This window comes from Heliomarina baculiformis, from assembly GCF_019966545.1.
Taxonomy (GTDB): Bacteria; Pseudomonadota; Alphaproteobacteria; order Rhodobacterales; family Rhodobacteraceae; genus Heliomarina; species Heliomarina baculiformis.
Window position 1 is genome coordinate 149,674 of record NZ_JAIMIC010000003.1, and the last position, 17,848, is coordinate 167,521.

Consider the following 17,848-nt stretch of genomic DNA (forward strand, 5'->3'; position numbering starts at 1 on the left):
TTGAAATCCTACCGACCTGATATTGACGGGTTGCGTACCATCGCGGTGATGCCCGTCGTGCTGTTCCACGCTGATGTCTCGGGCGTGTCGGGCGGCTATGTCGGTGTCGATGTGTTTTTTGTCATTTCCGGGTTTCTGATCACCTCCATCATCCATCGGGAGGTCGAACGAGGCGATTTCTCGATCCTCCGCTTCTACGAGCGACGCGCGCGGCGTATTCTTCCCGCCCTCATCGCAGTTGTCGTTGCGACCTTGATCGCGGCGTTCTTCCTGTTCATGCCGCGCGAGTTCGAGCAAACCGCAAAGTCGGCCGCGGCCGCGATGCTCTTTGTTTCGAACCTGCTGTTTTATTCAGACACCGGCTATTTCAGCCCGGGCATCTACGAAAGGCCGCTTCTCCATACATGGTCGCTGGCAATCGAGGAGCAGTTTTACATCTTTTTCCCGCCGCTGATGATGCTGCTGGCAGCGTTGGGGCGACGCCCCGGCGCCATTATCGCGGTTCTGACGCTGATATCCGTGGCGCTGAGCGTTTTTACCACGGCCAGCAAAGCGGACATGGCTTATTACCTGTTGCCGTGGCGTGCATGGGAGTTGGGTATTGGCGCGCTGATCGCGCTGTGGATGCCGCGAAGTTCCGCCAGCCGACCGCTGAGAGAGATGCTTGGTCTTGCCGGGCTGGCCATGATCCTGTTGGCCGTCGTGACGTTCGACGAAGCCACCGTGTTCCCGGGCTATGCCGCCCTGCTTCCCTGTCTTGGGGCAGGGCTGGTGATTGCCGTTGGCGGTCATGGCGACACCATGTTCGAGAAGTTCCTGTCGCTGCCGGTCATGGTATTTATTGGTCTTATTTCCTATTCCCTGTACCTTTGGCATTGGCCGGTTATCGTTTTTTACCAACAGTTTACGCTGGACCGCCCCGATGCGCTGGGCTGTGTGCTCGTTGTTGGGCTGTCGATCTTTCTCGCCTGGCTTTCATGGACCTATATTGAGGCGCCATTCCGGGGTAACCGTGTTCCGGGTGCCCGCAATCACAGTCATGTCTCCCGTCGCGCCATTTTTGCAGGATCGGCTGCGGGTATGGTCGCGGTCTCATTTGTCGCTGCAATGATTGTCGCGGGACACGGGTGGGGCTGGCGGCTGCCGAAGGAAACCGTCCGCCTTGCGGCTTTCGAGCTCGATAAGCATCCGAAGCTACGTGAATGTACGGGACGGTTTGAGCAATGGCGCGCGCCCGACGATCCTTGTGTCTTTGGAACACCTGGGCAGATCCCGACGGTCATGATCTGGGGCGACAGCCATGCCGCGGCGCTTTTGCCTGAAATTGAAGCCGCAGCAAAGCGCACGGGCAGCAATATCGGCTATCTTTCGCGAGCGGGCTGTCTGCCCGTGACCGATACGGAACGGGCGGATGGGGGCAATGGCGGCTGTGAGGAGTATGGCGATGGCGCGATGGCGTTTTTGCTGAACACGCCAGAGGTCGATACTGTTTTCATCGTCGCCCGCTATGCTCTCGCCGCAAAGGGGTATCTATCGGATTACGGACTGGCAGAGCGGGACTGGCCGCCAACCAGGTATTCCGACGCGCAAACAGGAGCTTGGCCAGAAGCGGACCGTCTTTCAAAACTATTGTACAAGATCGAAGAGACGGTGTCAGCCCTGCGTTCCAATGGTATGCGCGTCGCGCTGATTTATCCGATTCCCGAAATGGGCTATCGCGTGCCGGAAACGCTGGCAAAACTGGCGTTGCAGCATCGGGAGCTCAAGGATTTTGGCGTTGACCGGGCGCTCTATGACGCCCGCAACGAAAAGATCATCAAAGGGCTTAATGATATCGCCGAGCGTCACGGTGCCATTCCAATCCGCTCAGACGAAATCCTTTGCGATGCGGTGCTTTGCCGTGCCAGCCGGAACGGCGAGCCGCTTTATCATGACGACGATCACCTGAGCTCGGTCGGGGCTAGGCTGTTCGGCGAAAGCATCGACAAGATCATCGAAACCGGAAAGACTGCGTCAGCCGCTCCGGCAACGAGGAATGCAATGCCATGATGCTTGATGTTCTTTGTGTCATGGACCCAAGGTTTGCGGGCGGCACCGCATCGGCCGTGGCAACGGATATCGGTGCAATGCTTAATGCCGGGCTGTCGGTCGGCCTGTGCGAAGTTCAAAGCCCCTATCTCGCCAAGGACCCGGGCCCGCGCAGCAAGGTGATGGAAAAACTGGTTCAGGACCGGCGCCTGCACGTCTTTCCGGCGTGTTCACAGCAGGAAATTGAGGCGAATACTGTCTTTCTGCATCATCCGATGACGTTTTTTTACGGGCTTGAAACCAAGGTTCGCATCAAATCGGACCGCGCGTTTCTCGTGGCGCACCATATGCCGTTCCGGGGTGACGGATCGCTGCAATATGAACCGGTAACAACGTCACATCGTGTACAGCGTGACACCGGCCTAGCCCCGGTTTGGCTACCGGTCTCCGGCCTGTGCCGAAAGCATCTTCAGTCTTTCCATCCTTTGATACGACTGTCGCCGGCGGACTGGCCGAACCTTTTCGACGTCACCGAGTGGGGGTCGGAACGTGAAATTTTTGACAGCAAAACCGTCACGATCGGTCGTCACGGACGGGCGGATCCATTGAAATGGCCGAACAGCGCCTCGAAGATCCGCGCGAGCCTGCCCGTCCTGCAGGACACTCAGATCGCCGTGATGGGATGCCCCAAGGATAGATTGCTTGCCATGGGCGTCGAGCTTTCCGACTGGACGCTCCTCGATTTCGATCAGGAACCGGTGCCAGCGTTCCTCAACCGTCTCGATGTTTTTGTCTATCATTTCCACCCGGACTGGAGCGAAACCTTTGGCAGGACAGTTGCCGAAGCCATGCTGTCCGGGTGTGTCTGCGTTCTGGATCCTCGTATCAAGGCCACTTTTGGTGATCTGGCCATCTATTGTGAGCCAGAGGAAACGGCCGCTGTCATCGAAAAACTGCGGCGCAATCCGCAAGAGGCGCGGGCGCTCGCCAGACGTGCCCGCGACGCCGTCGCGAAACGCCATGACATTCGTTCGATCATGGATCGTCTGGCCGCTTTGACCTCCGGCAGAGGCGAGATAGCCCCTGCCTGCCCGGCCTTTGCCTCACCTGTGACTGTCTTGCGAAAAACCATCGGTATGATGCGCCGTCGTGAGTACTTGCGGTCGGATCTTGGAGTAGGGCGGTGAGGGCTGAAGTGGACGATCTTTGCAAAACGCCTGGGCGCGTTGATTTCTGGTACTTCCGGAGTCTAGAGCGGTCATGAAACACGTCATTCGATCTGCGCTGATATCTTCCAGCTTCAAAATGCGCGGTTTCAGACCGGAAGACGCCATCGTGCTGTCCTGCGATCCGCGTAGCGGTTCGACATGGTTAAGCGAGTTGCTCGTCTCGGCCACGCCAAGTGCCGTGATCTGGGAGCCGTTCCACCTCGACAAGGTGCCCCGTGCAAGAGAGGTCGGATTTTCGTGGCGTCAGTATATCCCGGCGGATGCAGACTGGCCCGAGGCCGAGCGGTTCATCCGCGATGTGCTTACGGGGCAGGTGATCAATGAATGGACGGGCTGGGCCAACCCCGTCCGCGAGTTCATTTCTGCGCAGCAGTTGATCGTCAAATGCTGCCGCGCGAATGCGTTCCTGCCGTGGATGGTGCGAAAGATACAATTTCGCCGCCGGCCAATTCATTTTCTTCGCCATCCCTTCGCAATTGCGGCTTCGCAAATAAAGATGGGGAACTTTGGGACTGAGAAGATGTTGGAGACATTGAATTCGGACAGGTATTCTCGGGAACTCACCGAAAGTACGAATTATATAAAAGGGCTGGAAAACGACGAAGAGCGTATTGTCGCGATGTGGTGCAGAACGCAAAAGCCTTGTCTCGACGATCCCGACTATGACGCAAACTATGTGCGAATGCATTATGAGACTTTATCGCTGGACCCTGCCACGGAAGTTGCGCGGCTGTTTGGTTCATGGGGCGAAACCGTTCCTGGCATCGCCAAAGAACAGGTTCAGAAAGCCAGCCGCATGACGCAGGGCGAAAGCCTCAGCCACAGTCCGGAGCGTCAGGTTCGTAAGTGGCAGGAAGTTTTCACTGACAAGCAGGTTCAACGCATGTCACGAATCATTTCGGACTTCGGGATAACTATTTATGATGAGCATCCAATGCCGCATGCGCAAAAAAAGTGATCGATCCGCTGTTTATCCAGCGCTATTATTACTGACATTCCCTTAAAATATGGAAATGTGGCAAAATTTGGCTTGGTCGGAGGTATGTGCTGGCGTAAGTTAATAAAGGATTAAGAGATTCTAGAAGGCGTCTGTATTTCAGGACGCACCGTCGTTAATGAATATGTTACCTACCGTGTGCGGGAGGTGACAAGCTGATTTTTTATAATGTTGTTGGGGGTATTGCAATGAAGGACGAGTTCGCACGCGTGCCAGATGGAGAGTATTTCTTCTCCGAAGCTTCCCAGGATTTTAGCAATTGGACCACCGGCGCATTTCACAAGCGTCTTTTTGATTTGCTTTTTTCTATTTCCATGATGGTTGCTTTTGCACCTTTATTTTTCACCATCGTTATCTTGCTGAAGTTCATGGACAACGGGCCGGTCATTTTTGCGCATAAACGAATTGGCAAGAACGGGCGCGAGTTCAAGTGCTACAAATTCCGTACCATGATAATGGATGCGGACAATGTTCTTGAGGCCGTCCTCAAGGACTCCCCGGAAATGCGCCTTGAATGGCTGGCCACGCGCAAATTGAAAGATGACCCGCGAATTGTCCCCGGCATTGGACACATTCTGCGCTCGAGCAGCCTTGATGAGCTGCCGCAGATTTTCAATGTGATGTTCGGAGACATGAGCGTGGTCGGACCCAGACCCATCGTGAAGGACGAGCTGAAGTACTATGGCGCTCAGCGCGTCGCTTATCTGTCTGTGCGTCCGGGGCTGACGGGGCCTTGGCAAGCGGGAGCGCGATCAGACACTTCGTATGACGAACGTGTCGCTCTGGATCTTGACTATATCCGCACCGGTTCGCTTCGGCGGGATCTGTCGATAGTCGCGAAAACAGTCTGGAAACTTCTGAGCTTTAACCAGCGTGGCGCTTACTGACGGTCTCGGCAGCATTTTCGTCGAGGTCGTCTTCGCCTTGTTGCGTTTTGAATTTTCTACGGAGTACCGCGTCGACCAAAACAACCGGTCCGGATGCAATCCAGCCCGCAAGGGTCCACAGAATGACGTTATCGGACCCCATGGAGTAGGCCGTGACTCCCGCCACCGCTACAAACAAAAGTACTATCACAAATGGGCGTAAAATCCACATTGTTCGTATCTGCCCGTCGGCCTCCCGGAGATCAACGTAGCGCAAGCACCATGTCGTCTGCTGTTGTCATGTTGGGCGATAAGATAGGCGCGAAACTGCACATTTCCACCGGGGAAGGCGGAAATCTGCCATGAGATCCGTTCGGGTGTGGTATTCCAACCGCAAATCAAAGGCGTCCAGGGACGAGACTTCGGGCTTTTTCGCGAGCACCCGTTTTCTTGTGGCGGCGCGCGGTGCTTCTGTCTTCCTACAATTCCTGAGCCTGCCCATCCTTGCCCGGCTTCTGAGCTTCGATGATTTCGCCATCATGGCGCTGGGAATGGTGGTTGTGGTTTTTGCAAATATCGTCAGCGATGCGGGTATTGGCAGGTCGCTCGTCCGGGTCGGCAAGATCGATCCGGATGAATGGAGCACCGTTTTCTGGTTTCTTACATTCGTTGGGGTGCTAATTTCCGGCTGCCTCGCTGTTGTCGCGCCGCTCTACGCGGGTTTCATGGATGAACCACGGCTTACCGGTGTGATCGTCTGCCTGGCAATGCTGCCGTTCCTGCAAGCCCTGACATCTGTGCCGCAGGCTTCGATCGAATGGGGCAACCGCTTTGGTCTCATATCCATCCTCATCGTGCTTTCCGGGCTGGTCAGCGCGATTGTTGCGGTCGTCATGGCATTCATGGGGGCCGGGTACTGGGCGCTGGTGGCGCAACAGGTCACCTTGCTTGGTACAAAGGCCATCGGAAGTTGGTACCTGTCGGGCTTTGTACCCCGAATGGTGTTCAGGACTTCGCTTCTTAAGCCTCATGTCCGGTTCGGCCGTGATACGCTGCTTTTCTCGTTCGTGATGACGTTGGACAAACAAATCCCCGTAGTCGCCTTTGGGCAGATGTTCGGCAATACGGCCGTGTCGCTTTGGGCGATGACCGAAAGGGTGGCGCGGTTGCCACGGCTGGCCATCGCCGGCCCCTTGTCGCAGGTTGCCATGGTTCTGATGTCAAGACAGTACCACAATGGCGCAGGCGACACGGATGTCGGACGATCCTATATCGCGTCGACCCGGCTGCTCGCGACCTTGATTATACCGCCCTTTGCGATATTGGCCGCCGCCGGTCTTCCGGTTTTTGTCGTGCTCCTGTCCAAAGACTGGGCGCCGGTTTCTGTTATTTTCGGACTGGCGGTTCCTGCTCTGATTGTCGAAGCGCTGATCGCACCTGGAGGGCGGGTCTTTATGGTAATGAACCAGACCGGCATGCGGTTTCGCATGTCTGTCGAGCGGTTCGCTATCGGGACCGTGCTGTTCTTTGTCGCGCTCCCATTTGGTCTTGAGGCGGCGATTATCGTCAGAAGCCTTTTCGCAGTTGCCTATCTCCTCCGCTACTGGACTTTCATCAACCGCTGCGTCCCTGTCCGCCTGATGCAGGAAGTGCGTACGCTGATCATCCCGACCCTGGTCGGTGTTGGTGTTTGCTTTGTACACCTCATCTGGATCGTTCAGGAAATTCAAAATCAGGTTCTGTTGGCCGCGATTGTCATCGCCGAAATGCTCGTCGCTGTGCTGATCACGGCGGCGCTGACCAGTCGGGCGCTGAAATTCGATGTTGCCTGGCTGCAGCGCCCGGTGCCGACTGTCGCCTGAAAACATGATCGTATCGCATGAGCATAAGCTGATTTTCATCAAGACACTCAAGACAGCGGGCACCAGTGTCGAAGCGATGCTGGCCAAGTCATGTGGCCCCAACGCCATCGTGACACCGATCTTTCCCGAAGTGCAGGGACATCAGCCTCGGAACTTTCGCGGATGGTTCCCGCCATGGCGCGAAGTTCGTTCGCGCGAAGATCTTCGGAAGAACCTTGTCGAATTTCGCCGCCGTGAGAAATTCTACAATCACATCCCCGCCCGGTTTGCCCGGGCTCGCCTGCCAAGGGAAATCTGGGACAGCTATCTGAAAATCTGTGTCGAGAGAAACCCGTGGGACAAGACGCTTTCGCATTTCCAGATGTTCAGGCATGCGGACTGGCATCAGCGCTATGACCCGACGCTGACACTGGACAAATACCTCGAACGCGGAATTTTCTGCCACAACGCCCGGTTCTATTGCGACGCCCAAGGTAAGGTGATTGTCGATCGCGTCTTGCGGTACGACCAACTGGAAGCTGATCTTAGCGCCTTGTACGATGAACTCGGGATGAAATACGAAGGACTACCCAACGCAAAGGCAGGCATCCGCACCGACAAGCGGTCCTACCGGGAAGTCTTCAGCGACGCTCAGCGCGAAAGAATTCAAAAGGAATTTTCGCACGAAATTGCTCTGTTCAATTGGAAGTTCTGACCAATGACGTTCCAAGTACCCTTCTACCGTGCGCTTGTATTGACCACAGCGATTGTCGCGACCGCCCAGATGACATCTGCGCAGAAACGCATGGGAGAGCCTTTCCTTAGCGTGTTTCCTGTGGTCGGCCTGAATGATGATTGGTGGGTCGCCGAATACGACCATCCTGCGGATCTTTTCCAGACGGGCTGGCGCAAAGAAGGAACTGTTGTTGGGCCGGAGGGCGTCAAGCTTCAACTGAAGCCCACGGCCGATGAAAACATCGTCAGCCGGGAGGAGATGGACGCGGATGACGGGACGCTTCTGACGGCGGGCAAGACCTTTAAACCCTATGTCAGCGGCCAGATGCAGCGGCGCGGGTGGTTTGGATACGGCAGGTACGAGGTCGTCATGCGGGCAGGCGCGGGGTACGGGATGATTTCGTCATTCTACGTCTATACCGGCCCCTACTTTGGCCACACGCATGAAGAAATCGATTTCGAATTTCTGGGCCGCGATACCGAAAAAGTCTTCCTGAACCGGTTTGTCGAAGGTGAACCTTTTGAGGATCTCGTCTGGGCCGACCTCGGTTTCGACGCGGCGGAGGAGGCTCACCTCTACGCGTTCGAATGGACGCCCGATGCCATCGTCTGGTATGTCGACGGTAAGGAAATTCACCGCGCGGATGGTGCAGAGAATGTGCCGCGCCCGCCCGCGAAAATCTATTTCGATCTATGGGCTGGCGGTCCCCGTCAGGCGGATTGGTCTGGCGCGGTTTCCGAGGAACAAGATGAGAGCAATGCGCTTTACCAGTGCGTTTCCTACGCGGAACTCGGCGCCGATACGCCGCAATGCAGTGATCTGGCTGGCTGGAATGTCAGTGTGCGGTAGCGTTCCGGCTATTGGCTGATCGGAGCGAGATCCATGCTGAATTCGATCATGTCTCCAGGATAGATTGCGTCATCCGGGCCCACCTCCAGCACAACGACCTCGCCATCCTTTTCTCGGCGTACTCTCGATGTGACACCAACGCGAAGTTCGGGCGACATCGCTCCGCTGGTCGCAGCGAGTGTCATCAACATCGACTCTCGTTTTGTCGATAGTTCGATGGACCTCCGGGTCTCTTGCAACTGGTTCACGATGTCCCGTTGTCGGTTATCGGCAAGCTGCAACTGCGCTCTTTCGGTCTCCCCGATCCTTTGGCGTGCCCGGTAGATCGCTGTGTTCAGGTCCAGCTCTTCGGCGCTTTGCGACAACAGGCTGCTTTCGATGCTGTCCAGCCGGGTCAGGGGAACAGTGCCGCGCTCGGCCAGTTGCCTGATCCGGTCGGCCTGTTCCTGCAGAAGTGCCATTTGCGTTTTATGTCCCTCTTGCTTCGCTTCAAGCCCTTCAAGCTCGGTGTGATAGAGCGCCAGCAAGGACTTGTTGGATTCCGTCTCACGTTCAAAGGATTCAGCGCGGATTTCCAGGATCGCGCGCTCTTCGTCGAATATCCTCTCAAGAGACGCATTTCCGTCCGGGTGCGACATATCTCTCCTGAATTCGATCGAATTCAGGCCCGCAAGCTCGGCTTCAAGCCGCGCTTCTCTTGCGAGAAAGCGAGCAAGTTCGACCTGCACGCTGCGGAGCGAGGCGATGTCGCGCACCGTGTCCATGTCCGATCCGTTGCTCAGCCGCATCGTGCCGCCGGCCAGCGCAAGCGCCTTGCTTGACGTCAGACCGGGGCGCCAGATGAACTCGCCGGGACGCACCACGTCGCCGCCCACGTAGAACGGGCGATATTGCGAGATCTGCAGCGATACCGTCGGTGGCTGGTACAGACCTGCCGTTTCCTTGAGTGACGTCGCCAATTCGGCGCTCAACTCATCCGGCGAACGATCTTCAACCGGAACGATACCCAGAACGGGAACGGAAATGGTGCCCTCCGGGGAAACCCGGTACTCTCCGTTCAAGGCCTCCATGGGCATGTAGGTCGACGCGTTTTCGTCCCAAAGCACAACCCGCAGCGACAGCACGTCCAGCGGCCCCAGAAGGTATTCTTCCGCCGTGACCGATGTTGCGGCCAGCAGGGCGAGAGCCAATGCCTTGACGGAATTTCTCAAGCCATGTCTGATCATGTGCGTGCTACTTGTGTGTTCTTGAAACCGCGGTACTCATACTGGGCTTCCTTGCGGCGGTTCACCATCGTCAGAACCATGTACATGTTCTTGGTTCCCAGGTCGCGCAGCCGCTCGACGCAGGACTCGACCGTCTGTTCTGCCGTCGCGTTCCATTTCGTGGCCAGTACGACAGCATCGGATTCCTTGACGAAACCCAGTCCGCCACCCGATGACAGCACCGGTGGCGCCGCGATGATGATGTAATTGTAAGTCGACGAAAGGTCTTCGAGAAACTCGTTGATCTTGCGCCGCAGATGGCCGCCCTCTGACGAATTCAATTGGTCGGGAAATTGAAGATAATCATATCCCGTTTTGCTGGTAATCGGCATGCTGAATGCCGTGGGTTCACCCTCAGATGTGCCACCACTGCCAAAGTTGGCCTCATCGGAGCCGGACTTCACGAGGAGGACACTCTCTCCGTCCAGAGCGAGCGCGGTCGCAATAGCGATGGAAACGGCGGTGCGGCCTTCGCCTTCGACGGCGGAGGTCACCAATATGGTACCTGAATCGCGGTCCAGCGAACTTGTCAGGAACAAGGCGGTCTTTCGCGCCTCGCTAAGCAGATGCCGACCGCCCGCCGCATGATACACGTCCGATTTCTTGTGACGCGCGAATGGGTTGAAAGCGCGAATGCGGGAGAAACTGCCGATGACCGGCAGACCCGAAACCCGGCGCAACTGCCCGACGGTCTGGATGCGGTTGTTCAGGATCTCCAAAAGGATCGCGACGCTGACGCCGATAATCAAGCCGGCGAGGCCAGCGACCGCGATGGTCATGAGCGAGCGGGGCGAGCTGGGGCTTTCAGGAACTTCCGCATATGACAGGACCCGGATGGTCGGCTGCTGAAGCGCCCGGTACTGCGCGGATTCCGTTGCGAGGTTTAGAAACTGTTCATAAGCAATGCGGTTCGCGTCAGCGATCCGTCGCAAGTTGCCCAACTCGACCATGCTGCGCGATCGGCTGATGACTGTCTCTTCCAGAGCGTCGATTTCGCGCTCGATCAGGCGCGCGGTCGCGTGACCGACTTCGGCCTCAGTCGCGAGTTCCGCCACAATCCTCTGGGTCTCGATCTCGATTTCTTCTTCGATGCGTTCACTGTTGGCCAGAATGGCAGAGACCTGACCGCTATTCGGTCCGAACTGCTCGCTTGCACGGCTCAACTCGATACGTCGGCTGGACAGTTGCGAGCGAAGCTGGATGAGGATCGGCGAATTCTGGAATTCCGAAGCCTTCAGCGCCCCTGACTCCTGGATGATTTCCTCAATCAGGTCGTGGCGGGCTTCAGCGCGCAGAATTTCCGAACGTACTTCGACCAGACGGCGGAACAGGTCCTGCAATTGCTGGTTCAACAGGTTAACGCTGTCGTTATCCGCGCCCACGGACTGTTCCTGGAAGTCGACAACCGAATTCTCGGCACGGGCGAGATCACGCCCAAGGTCTTCGACCCTCGCGCTCAGTAGTTGAACCTGGTCTTCGATGGACTGCCCCCGAATATCGAGGCTGAAACGGGCGTATTCGGTAGCCGTGACGTTGGCGATCTGCGCGGCGGTATTCGGGTCGTCCGAGGTCGAAGATACCTCGATCACGTAACCATTGCCGCGCTGGGCGATGTTGAGATTGCTGGCAAGCTTGTCTGCGGCCGGCCCGTAAAGCCGGATGTCCTCGGCGAGGCCGCGAAACGCCTCTGCCTGCGACGGAGTCATCTCCTCGGCACCGACGACCGCGTCATCCTCGGCGGTCTGCTCTTCATTCTCGACAGCCGGTTCGGGCCGGGAAGGCGCGAGGATCGACCCGACAAAGCCTTTGATGCGTGAAATCACCCGGCGGGGCAGGGACGGTGCCGCCTCGGAATTGATAATGGGCGAGCTTTCGTCGATCCCCAGTGTTTTGACGACGTTGATCATGAAAGCTTTGGAATTCATCGTGGTGATTTCCTGCTCTACAAGCTGGCGGCTTAGCGGAACACCGGACAGGAGATCGGTGATCGGGGTCGTCTGCTGACGCTGGTCGATCAGGGTAAGTTCGGCAGTGGCCGTGTAGCGGGGTGTCACGCTCGACAGCAACATCGCGGCCAGAATGACGGTCAGGGTCGCAATCAAGCAGATCAACAGCCAGCGACGCCGGAAGAAACGGTAGAGTTCGTTGAATCCGAGGGGAGCGGCGACCGGCGTTGCGTCGATCGGGTCGTCGATCATCAGGGAAAATGCATTAGACTGGCGGTTCAAACTCGTCCTGCTCCCATTCGTTCTCTCGCACCCCTTCCAATGATTAAGGCACGAGCCGGTTTTCTAAGCAATTCACACTACGGTAACAAAAAACAACCTCAGGGTGTATTTTCTTGTCGCAGGCATTAAACTCAGCATGTCATATCTTTCCACACATTCGACAGGTCACGGCCCAGCAGCTCTGATAGCCCGGCGTTCCTTGTCGACAAATGCTGGACGAGAAAGGCGCGCGTGTCCTCTTTCATCGGGAGCGGTCTTTCGGCCCGAAGCAGTCGCGGATTGACATGGGCAAACCACCAGTAGTGCAGCTTGTCCTCGACACGTCGCTGCATTCCCCGTTCACCGCCCATGTGCCGGTGATAGCGGCCTTTCACCAGATGTCGGCCTATCCGGTTCGCCTGACGCTGAAGACCGATATTCGACGGGTACATCGTGCGATTGAACCACGATCGCTCGGGATCCACTTTCATTCTGGTGGCACCGATGAAATCGGTCACCGAATCCACGCAACCTTGCATATCGGCCCGAAAATCTTCGAACAGGCACACCTTGACCCGCTCTTGTCCCAGAACATGCTGGAACCGCCGGATACCCGAGCAAAAGCTGGAACCGAGCAAAATATGCGGGTGTTTCGTCAGGGCCGTCTCGAATGAAGCCGTCGCCCGCGAAGTCTTCATCAGATGCCAGTACTGGGAATAGGCACGTTCCACCGGATGCCGCAGCATGAAAATGACCTTGGCTTCGGGCAGCAAAGCGTTGATCCGGGCAGCGGCCACTTCGGACATCAGGTAGGTTGTTGAATCCTCACCCAGAAATTGCGGATTTCCCAATACGGCAAACCGGTCTGCATACCAGTTGAGATTATCCAGCGCAGGCGGTCTTGGATCCCACCATTTCAGCGAACCCTTTTCCTCGTAAAGGAAATCCGGATGGGTGATTGGATCGTCGGCATCGAAATAGTGCACCTCTTCGTCGGGAATACCGATATCCGGGTGCTGATCCAGAATAAAGTGAAGCGAAGTCGTTCCGCATTTAGGCGCACCGCCAATAATGAAGTCGGGCAACCTTTGCTGCGACGCAGTATTGCGCAGTTCGGATTCAGGGTGAAGCGCAGCCAATTGAGCCAAAGAATTATACTCTACAGGGTCCGGAAGCTGAAAATCGCTGGATCCGGACTAAGTTTTTAATCAATAACAAATTTTCATTATGATAGGCGCTGATGGCTTTTCAGGCAACGAACAATTCGCACGCGGCCGGTTGACCGCGCATAGACAGGCCAGAAACGCCCCAAATCGCTCATCTGTGGCTTTGTTGCCCGAATTTCTTGCCATCGTGCGGCTGATTGACTTCTAACATCATGGTCTGTTGTCAAAATTCGCGAATCGTCAGATTCTGTTAAGATATTATTTTTGAATTTTAAGGTGGGGTTAGTTTTGTCGACCATTGCCGCTATTGTTCCAACGTATAACAGGAAAGATTATCTTGTTGATACGTTGCAGTCGCTGTTCGGCCAGACTCGACCCGTGGAACAGATCATCGTTTGGGATGACGGTTCCGTCGATGGCACCGAAGATGCTGTAAAATCTCTCCTGCGTGACAATCTCACGTACCATCGCGCGCCGAATGCCGGGAAATCCTCGGCGCTCAATCAGGCAATGAAATTCGTTAAAGGGGATTACGTCTGGATTTGTGACGATGACGATCTGCTGTTGCCCCATGCAGCCGAAACGCTGGCCGGTATCCTCGATGCCGACCCTTCCATTGGTGTCGCCGGCGGCTGCTATGCGCGGTTTTCGGAAGGTCCGTCGGGCCGTGTTGTGACCGATGCGGGTTACTGGCCGGACTTGGCGCAGGGCACGCCTGCAAGAAGCCTTCTCGAGGATATCTTCCTTTTCCAGCCCGCTATGATGGTGCGCCGCGAATGTTATGAAAAGGTGGGGCCCTTCAATGAAAACCTACACCGGTCGATCGACTACGACATGATCGCCCGGCTCGTCGTCAGCACGCCCATCCGCATGACCGAAGACATCCTTTTCCAGCAGAGAAAGCACGACGGCGACCGGGGATCTTCGAAACATCGCCACTCTGCAAGCGACTCCGAAAAGGTCTGGAGCGCGCAGGACAGGAAGGTTTTCCGGAACCTGCGCGAAAAAATCCCGCTGTCCTTCTATGTCGCGATGTATTGCGATGAACGGCCGGAATTGGCCGAACGGGCGGGTTTGATGCAGCGCGGCTGTGTCTATGGGCGGCGCAATGACTGGAACAACGCGCTGGACGATTTCGAAGCCGCGGCCACCATCGCGACAGACATGCCACTGGGCGCGACCGAGATGACGATTTGTCGGCGCGCGATGTCGGGCAAACATGGGGTATGGCCCGAACCCGAAGAAACCCTGCGTCTTGGCAGGCTTAAGGAACGCTCGGATATCGGGCGGCAAATATCGCAATCGCTCGGGCGAGGTCTGACGTGGCGCATGCGCGTCGCAGCAACCGAGGCGCAGCCGGCAGAGATCTTGCGGTTACTCGGTCTGCTCAAGAAAACCGGCCTGTCGCTCAAGCCCGACCCCGAAGGTTCAAAGGTGCAGGAAAGGCGGGAACTGCCAGCTGAGGCCTACCTGTGCTAGATACCACTGTTGCCCAAGGTACAAAGGTTCTGGTTCTCATCCCCGCCCTGAACGAAGAAGCGCATATCGAGCTTTGCCTCCGGTCCATCCTCAAGCATGACGAACTGGCCAGAACGGCAGCCGTTTGTGTCGCCGACGGCGGCAGCACGGATGCGACGCGGGGTATCGTCACCAAATTGAGTGCCGAGTTCCCGAATATCCAGCTGCTGGATAATCCCAAACGTCTTCAGTCGGCCGCCATGAACCTAGCCCTCGATCCCATGTGGGCCGATCGCGACATATTGGTCCGCTGTGATTGCCACGCCGTGTATCCCGCAGGCTACGTCTCGCGGTTGATCGCTGTTCTTCATGCCAAGGATGCCGCCTCGGTCGTCGTGCCGCTGGATTCCGAACCGGCAAGCCCGGCGGCATTTGCCACTGCGGTCGCTTGGGTTTCCAACACGCCGTTCGGCACCGGAGGGTCCGCGCACCGGGCCGGGCGGGTTTCAGGTTATGTCGATCACGGCCACCACGCAGCCTTCCGGCTTGGTGATTTTCGCGCTGTTGGCGGCTACGACGAAACCATGGTCGCCAACGAAGATGCCGAGTTGGATCGACGGATTACCGGCAAAGGCGGGCGGATCTGGCTCGATTGCGATAACCGCGTCACGTATTTTCCGCGCGACAAACCGCACCGTCTCTGGCAGCAGTATTTTCGCTATGGCTACGGGCGTGCAACGACCTGTCTGCGGCATGGGCAAAGGCCCAAGCTTCGACAGCTTGCGCCGGTTTTGATTGTGCTGGCCATTCTGATCGGCCTGTTGGGGGTGATGCTGTGGCAGCCGTGGCTGATGCTCCCTTCCTTCGTCTACCTGCTTGGACTGGTATTCGTAAGCGCCCGCGTCGCTTATTCACATCACTCAGCAAAGGGTCTGCTGGCAGGAGCCGCCGCCGGTATCATGCATGTCTCCTGGGGCCTGGGCTTTCTCTCGCGGCTGGTGCGGGGCAGGGAGGGATGACACGGATCGCCTTCTTCGGTCACAACCTGAATGAACCCGCAGTGCGAAAACGGGCAGGGGCTTTCATGCAGGCCGGATGCGAGGTTATCGGCATCATGCCCCACCGGGGCGTCGCAAAAAGCGCGGATTTCAATTGGATTTCTCTGGGCGAAACACGCGACAATGACTATGCGGGACGCCTTCGGCCATTGTTGAAGAGTTTTTCCTTGTCGCGCCAAGCCTATCCCGAACTGGGCGCGGTCGATCTGATCTATGCCCGCAATCTCGACATGCTCGCCTGCGCCCATGCCTTTGCCCGACGCAACCGGCTCAAGGTGCCGATCATTTATGAATGCCTCGATATTCACACCAAGCTGATAGGTGAAGGAAAGGTCTCGCGTTTTTTACGCCGTTTGGAGGGCGCGCTGATCAAGCGCAGCGATATGCTCGTCTATTCCTCACCGCGTTTTGAAAGCGCGTATTTTGCCCAGCATCATCCGGGCCTCTATCGCGGCCGTCTGCTCGAAAACCGATTGCTGGCAGAGGATGCTGGGCCGCGCCCCGTCAGTGCCAAGCAGCCGCATAAGCCCTTGCGTATCGGCTGGGTGGGTAATCTGCGCTGCCGCCGCTCCGTTGATTTGCTGGCCATGGTCGGCAAGACCTTCGGGGATCGTGTCGATATCCGGCTGCATGGCTATCCGGCCCCCGGTGTCTTTCCGAATTTCGAGGCCAACGTCGCCAGTGCAGAACGGATGACTTATTTCGGGCGCTACGACGGAGCGCAGGACCTGCCGCAGATCTACGAAAAGCTCGATGTCGTCTGGGCCGCCGACTGGTACGAAGCGGGGCATAACTCGGTCTGGCTGCTGCCGAACCGGATCTACGAAGGCGGATATTATGCAACCCCGGCGCTGGCACCCTCGGGAACCGAAACCGGGGCATGGATCAAAAGAAACCAAGCGGGGTGGTGTTTTGACGACCCGCCCGAAGCCACGGTGCCAGAGCTTGTTCAGCACCTTCTCGACCATCCCGAAGCGATCACGCGGAAAAGCGAAGCGCTGCTTGCGCTGCCCAATCCAATCTACCTGGAGACTGTCGCCGACACGCGGGCTTTCGTGGCCGAGATGCTGACGGCTGGCAACCCCTAGGTCTCGCCCGTCAATCGCCGCCGCCCGCGCAACCAGACCTGTTCAAGCAGCTTTCCCATAACGGAAAGCGAAACCGCCGGTGGTTCGACGGCCAGAGAGGCAATATCGGAAAAGTCCCGCGCCTTGACCGCGTCGATCGTCCTGCGCCATGCCCATTCCTTGCGTACATCTGTCAGGTGTCGCCGCAGCGCTGCCTTATCCCGTTGCGAAATGTCGGGGCGGGTCAAAAGCGCGCGGTCGACCGCGACAATGGCGCCAAGGTCGGCCGTCGTATGGTTTGAACTGAGTGAATCGTCTCGGTGCACGGCAAAGTAGCCCTTTGGCCCAACAAGCTGAAAGTTGCAGCCCGCCGCCAGCGCTTCGGCGTACAACAGGTAATCCTCTGCAAGCCGCATGCCCTCTGCATAGCGCAATCCGTTGCGTTCCAAGAAACTCCTGTTCATCAACGGTTTGACGAACCCAAGCTCGCCCCTGTTGCCATGGCGGTTGCGGCGGTTTCCGTCGACAAATTTTTCGAATGTGATCCGCTCGGGAATCGTGCCGTTTACCTGCCACAACGGGCTCTGCGTCGAGTTCAGATCGCAGTTGGTGACGCGATAGATATCATCGGCCAGAAAATCCGCGCCGCAAGCTGTCGCCTCGGCCAAGAGCCGTGCCAGACGGTCCGGCGCCATGAAATCATCGGAATCGAGCACCGCCAACCAAGGCGCCGTACTGGTCTCGATACCATTGTTGCGGGTCGATGCTGCGCCCATATTCTTTGACTGGCAAATGACCTTCAGCCGTGGATCTTGGACAGATTTCGCAATCGCCACCGTATCGTCCTGCGAGCAATCGTCGACGACGATCACTTCGACCTTAGCCGTCTGCGCCAGTGCCGAATGTATCGCACGAAGAATAGTATCGCTTGCGTTATAAGCCGCAATAATAACGGCGATTTCCGGATTTGGGGTCACGTCTGCCTCCCCTTAGAAATAAAAGCCGATCTGGCGGCTTCGGAAAAATTAACTAAGTAAAAAATGTCTCGATTAATGCGATCGTAAGGCACTTTTCAGCGAGC

At 57.0% G+C, this 17,848-nt stretch carries 14 protein-coding genes; 10 read left to right on the forward strand and 4 right to left on the reverse strand.

Annotated features, from left to right (window positions below; all coding sequences use genetic code 11):
* From MF268_RS07800 to MF268_RS07830, 7 genes are all read left to right on the forward strand, one after another.
* Window positions 1–2,049, forward strand: coding sequence for an acyltransferase family protein (locus tag MF268_RS07800; RefSeq protein ID WP_238370340.1), 2,049 nt, complete (start codon window positions 1–3; stop codon window positions 2,047–2,049).
* A complete protein-coding gene (locus MF268_RS07805) occupies window positions 2,046–3,215 on the forward strand; it encodes a glycosyltransferase family protein (RefSeq protein WP_238370341.1) in 1,170 nt (389 codons plus the stop codon). Before MF268_RS07800 ends, MF268_RS07805 begins: the two co-directional genes overlap by 4 nt.
* A 73-nt stretch (window positions 3,216–3,288) precedes the next feature.
* Window positions 3,289–4,215 (forward strand): hypothetical protein, encoded by a 927-nt coding sequence (locus MF268_RS07810; protein ID WP_238370342.1) that lies wholly within the window; start codon window positions 3,289–3,291, stop codon window positions 4,213–4,215.
* Between the two features lie 227 nt (window positions 4,216–4,442).
* Entirely contained in the window at window positions 4,443–5,141 is a 699-nt protein-coding gene (locus MF268_RS07815) for a sugar transferase (protein ID WP_238370343.1), read from the forward strand.
* Between the two features lie 341 nt (window positions 5,142–5,482).
* Window positions 5,483–6,982: an oligosaccharide flippase family protein gene (locus tag MF268_RS07820; RefSeq protein WP_238370344.1), complete on the forward strand. Its 1,500-nt coding sequence runs from the start codon at window positions 5,483–5,485 to the stop codon at window positions 6,980–6,982.
* 4 nt (window positions 6,983–6,986) lie between these two features.
* The gene (locus MF268_RS07825) at window positions 6,987–7,676 is read left to right on the forward strand and encodes a sulfotransferase family 2 domain-containing protein (RefSeq protein ID WP_238370345.1); all 690 of its coding nucleotides are present in this window, start codon (window positions 6,987–6,989) and stop codon (window positions 7,674–7,676) included.
* A gap of 3 nt (window positions 7,677–7,679) precedes the next feature.
* Window positions 7,680–8,546 (forward strand): family 16 glycosylhydrolase, encoded by an 867-nt coding sequence (locus MF268_RS07830; RefSeq protein WP_238370346.1) that lies wholly within the window; start codon window positions 7,680–7,682, stop codon window positions 8,544–8,546.
* Between the two features lie 8 nt (window positions 8,547–8,554).
* On the opposite strand, the gene MF268_RS07835 is transcribed toward MF268_RS07830, so the two are convergent.
* The 3 genes from MF268_RS07835 to MF268_RS07845 all read right to left on the reverse strand — a co-directional run bounded on the left by MF268_RS07835 (window position 8,555) and on the right by MF268_RS07845 (window position 13,103).
* Window positions 8,555–9,772: a polysaccharide biosynthesis/export family protein gene (locus MF268_RS07835; protein ID WP_238370347.1), complete on the reverse strand. Its 1,218-nt coding sequence runs from the start codon at window positions 9,770–9,772 to the stop codon at window positions 8,555–8,557.
* A complete protein-coding gene (locus tag MF268_RS07840) occupies window positions 9,769–12,039 on the reverse strand; it encodes an exopolysaccharide transport family protein (RefSeq protein WP_238370348.1) in 2,271 nt (756 codons plus the stop codon). Before MF268_RS07840 ends, MF268_RS07835 begins: the two co-directional genes overlap by 4 nt.
* 131 nt (window positions 12,040–12,170) lie before the next feature.
* On the reverse strand, window positions 12,171–13,103 hold the full coding sequence (locus tag MF268_RS07845) for a sulfotransferase family protein (protein ID WP_238370349.1): 933 nt from the start codon (window positions 13,101–13,103) through the stop codon (window positions 12,171–12,173).
* Between the two features lie 357 nt (window positions 13,104–13,460).
* On the opposite strand from MF268_RS07845, the gene MF268_RS07850 reads away from it, so the two are divergent.
* Genes MF268_RS07850 through MF268_RS07860 form a run of 3 tightly spaced genes read left to right on the forward strand, consistent with a single transcriptional unit; the run spans window position 13,461 to window position 16,788 of the window.
* The gene (locus tag MF268_RS07850) at window positions 13,461–14,663 is read left to right on the forward strand and encodes a glycosyltransferase (RefSeq protein WP_238370350.1); all 1,203 of its coding nucleotides are present in this window, start codon (window positions 13,461–13,463) and stop codon (window positions 14,661–14,663) included.
* Window positions 14,657–15,661: a glycosyltransferase family 2 protein gene (locus tag MF268_RS07855; protein ID WP_238370351.1), complete on the forward strand. Its 1,005-nt coding sequence runs from the start codon at window positions 14,657–14,659 to the stop codon at window positions 15,659–15,661. Before MF268_RS07850 ends, MF268_RS07855 begins: the two co-directional genes overlap by 7 nt.
* The gene (locus tag MF268_RS07860; RefSeq protein ID WP_238370352.1) at window positions 15,658–16,788 is read left to right on the forward strand and encodes a glycosyltransferase family protein; all 1,131 of its coding nucleotides are present in this window, start codon (window positions 15,658–15,660) and stop codon (window positions 16,786–16,788) included. The genes MF268_RS07855 and MF268_RS07860 overlap by 4 nt, the downstream gene beginning before the upstream one ends.
* Here MF268_RS07860 and MF268_RS07865 read toward each other — a convergent pair.
* Window positions 16,785–17,744, reverse strand: a complete 960-nt coding sequence (locus tag MF268_RS07865; protein WP_238370353.1) for a glycosyltransferase family 2 protein — start codon at window positions 17,742–17,744, stop codon at window positions 16,785–16,787. The genes MF268_RS07860 and MF268_RS07865 overlap by 4 nt on opposite strands.
* Window positions 17,745–17,848 lie beyond the last annotated feature (104 nt).

Bases quoted from the DNA above. Each gene is read 5' to 3' on its own strand.
- MF268_RS07805 (WP_238370341.1), top strand. From the start codon at position 2,046: ATGATGCTTGATGTTCTTTGTGTCATGGACCCAAGGTTTGCGGGCGGC.
- MF268_RS07810 (WP_238370342.1), top strand. From the start codon at position 3,289: ATGAAACACGTCATTCGATCTGCGCTGATATCTTCCAGCTTCAAAATG.
- MF268_RS07815 (WP_238370343.1), top strand. From the start codon at position 4,443: ATGAAGGACGAGTTCGCACGCGTGCCAGATGGAGAGTATTTCTTCTCC.
- MF268_RS07820 (WP_238370344.1), top strand. From the start codon at position 5,483: ATGAGATCCGTTCGGGTGTGGTATTCCAACCGCAAATCAAAGGCGTCC.
- MF268_RS07825 (WP_238370345.1), top strand. From the start codon at position 6,987: ATGATCGTATCGCATGAGCATAAGCTGATTTTCATCAAGACACTCAAG.
- MF268_RS07830 (WP_238370346.1), top strand. From the start codon at position 7,680: ATGACGTTCCAAGTACCCTTCTACCGTGCGCTTGTATTGACCACAGCG.
- MF268_RS07835 (WP_238370347.1), bottom strand. From the start codon at position 9,772: ATGATCAGACATGGCTTGAGAAATTCCGTCAAGGCATTGGCTCTCGCC.
- MF268_RS07860 (WP_238370352.1), top strand. From the start codon at position 15,658: ATGACACGGATCGCCTTCTTCGGTCACAACCTGAATGAACCCGCAGTG.